Origin of the sequence: Mesorhizobium sp. B1-1-5, assembly GCF_006443065.1 — a bacterium.
Taxonomy (GTDB): domain Bacteria; phylum Pseudomonadota; class Alphaproteobacteria; order Rhizobiales; family Rhizobiaceae; genus Mesorhizobium.
The window spans coordinates 1-2,300 of sequence record NZ_VFWS01000237.1 but is presented as its reverse complement, the minus strand read 5'-3'; the positions used below and the strand labels follow the sequence as shown (position 1 = coordinate 2,300).

Genomic DNA, 2,300 nt, shown 5'->3' with positions numbered 1-2,300 from the left:
CCGTATAACGGCGTCGTCGCTTATATCGCGTCCCTATATCTTTGGATCCTGGTCGTGAGAATAAACCCGCTGTGGCTGCTCGTGGTGCCGGCTCTCCATTCGCTGCAGTACCTGGCCGTGGTCTGGCGCTATCAAAGCAATGTCGAGCGTGACGGTCCCGATGCACAAAAGGTTCCGGACTCCAGAATCCTGTCCGTTCTTGGTCCGATCTACAGGACGCGAGTCCTGGGGTTCGTCGTCGCCGGCGGGGTCCTCGGCGGTCTCGGTTTCTGGCTGATCCCGGCGGCACTGACTGCCTTGATCCCTTACGACAAGGAAGTCCTGGGTTCGTCGCTGTTCTTCTTCATCGTGCTGATCTTCATCAACGTGCACCATTACTTCCTTGACAACGTCATGTGGCGACGCGGCAACCCCGAAGTTTCAAAATATCTGTTCCGCTAGCGGTGGCATGGACCGGCTGTGGGACGCCTTGCGGAGCACTTCCGGCGGAAAGGATTGGCATCGGCTCAGTGGCCGCGCCGGCCGATATCTCTTTTTGCACGGCGAAGAAGAACCTGCGCACCTCGTCGCTGGCCGCCGCCCTGTCCGTGCCTGACCTGACGACGAGATCGAACAACTCCGTCGCCTTGGCCCTCCAGAACGAGGTGGCGCTGTCGCCATGCAAACTGTCGAGCCTGGCAGCCACCTCCCGAACCAGGAATGCCTGACGGTCGATCGGGAATGCACGGATTTTTTCTGGGGACATCTTCCGACCCACGAGACTGACGCAACGAATCAACCATTGCCGAACAAGCATGGCGTAGCCGCGAAAGTGGAAACGGAAGCTTAATGGCATCGGCATCGATGCGCCGTTCGGCCAGGAGAACGAAGAGCGCAGCGCACCTCAGGCTTGCAGCCCTCTCGCCTGGCCACCGCGCTTGCGCGGCGCCATCATGTCCCGGGCCATCAGCCCGGTCACCCGGCAGAACGCCATGAACGCCCGGCAGGCATCCTCGGTCTTGACCACGTCCACGGTGGCGCCGAAGCAGGCGTTGAAGGCCTTCTGGTAAATCGGGCCTTGCCGGCGCAGCGGCCAGGCCTGGAGAAAATCAAGGGCCTGTTCGACGCTGTAGATCTCCTCGACAGGCAGGCCGGGTCCGGGCGCGATACGCACCGGCACCTCGAATTGCAGTCTGTCCATCCGCCATCTCCCGAACTGTCGTCACCAGCGGCAACGCCATCCGTCGTAAAAAGTTGCTCTGGCCGGTCGCTACCGCAGGAATGTGGCGTCTCCGCGGTCATGGACGTTTTGCCGCAGCCGCCGCAAGCAAGCGCCAAGGCGCCCGGCCTTGTCGAGCGCGGGCGCCTTGGCGGTCCGGCTACTGGTTGGCGGGATCGGTCTCCGCATCGAAGGCCATGCGCACCGCCGTAAGCAGCACGAGAGCAGACGGCACAGCGAAAATCCCGCCAAGGACAAGTGCCCCTGTCGCCGAAAGGCCGAGCGTCTCCGTCAGCGCCCAGTAGACGGTTCCGATACAGATGAGCGCCTGGACGGAAAGGAAAATGGCGGCGCAGGCCGCGCGCGAAAGGCTCTTGAGTGTCTTGATACGTTGCATGGAAACAATCCGGAAATGACGCGCTACGCACCGCTGCGCGACCGAAGCCGCCGCGCGGATCGAGGCGCGAACAGGAAGTGGTTTGAGTGAAGGAGCGGTTGAAACCGCTCAGGCCGGAACCGATGGCGGCGCGCGCGGCTGATTGGCAGTCGCCCACGGTGTGCGGGCGTCCCTGTCGGCGGCGACGACCTCTGCCGGCGGAACCGAAACAAACCAGGAAAAGACGGTGTCCCGAGCCGGCAGGGCCGGATGGCCGCCGGCGAACTTAACCAGGGCCGGCCGGCCGGAACGAACTTCCAGCGCCTGCCCCTTGCCGGTGATGCGCAGCAGCGCCGCCGCTTCGCCGGACCGCTCCACGCCGGCGCTGGCGACACCGGAGGCTGCTCCGGCAAAGACGGGCACCTCCGCCCGGCCAAGCGACAGCATCGCCAGCAGCACAAGGCTCATCAGCAATGAGCAGGCCGCCTTCAACGGCGCTTCAGGCAATCTGGCGTGCTCGACGCTCATGAAATCTCCAAAAACCTCCCTCGCCCTACCGCACGGTCGACTGAAAGGGAAGGAACAAGGGCGTCAAGGACATCGGGGCGCGCCGAATATCCCTGCCGCTTGGTGGTGTCCGGGCAGTTCTTCCTTGAACCTTTTGCCCTCAAGTGCCAAATCTGGGGAGATTTTCACGCCGGCTCCCTTGCAGAGCCACACCGGCAA

4 protein-coding genes and 1 pseudogene are annotated in these 2,300 nt (G+C 63.3%); 1 reads left to right on the top strand and 4 read right to left on the bottom strand.

Features of this window, described 5'->3' with window-relative positions; genetic code table 11:
• A pseudogene (locus tag FJ980_RS29890) lies at positions 1–441 on the top strand (hypothetical protein); the annotation flags it as partial.
• On the opposite strand, the gene FJ980_RS35560 reads toward FJ980_RS29890, so the two are convergent.
• From FJ980_RS35560 to FJ980_RS29870, 4 genes are all read right to left on the bottom strand, one after another.
• Positions 392–841, bottom strand: coding sequence for a DUF6074 family protein (locus FJ980_RS35560; RefSeq protein WP_246676613.1), 450 nt, complete (start codon positions 839–841; stop codon positions 392–394). The pseudogene FJ980_RS29890 and the gene FJ980_RS35560 overlap by 50 nt on opposite strands.
• 42 nt (positions 842–883) lie before the next feature.
• Positions 884–1,180: a DUF982 domain-containing protein gene (locus tag FJ980_RS29880; protein WP_140517077.1), complete on the bottom strand. Its 297-nt coding sequence runs from the start codon at positions 1,178–1,180 to the stop codon at positions 884–886.
• Between the two features lie 178 nt (positions 1,181–1,358).
• Positions 1,359–1,595, bottom strand: a complete 237-nt coding sequence (locus FJ980_RS29875) for a hypothetical protein (protein ID WP_140547213.1) — start codon at positions 1,593–1,595, stop codon at positions 1,359–1,361.
• Positions 1,596–1,703: 108 nt separating this feature from the next.
• Positions 1,704–2,102, bottom strand: a complete 399-nt coding sequence (locus FJ980_RS29870; RefSeq protein ID WP_140521011.1) for a hypothetical protein — start codon at positions 2,100–2,102, stop codon at positions 1,704–1,706.
• Between the last annotated feature and the right edge of the window lie 198 nt (positions 2,103–2,300).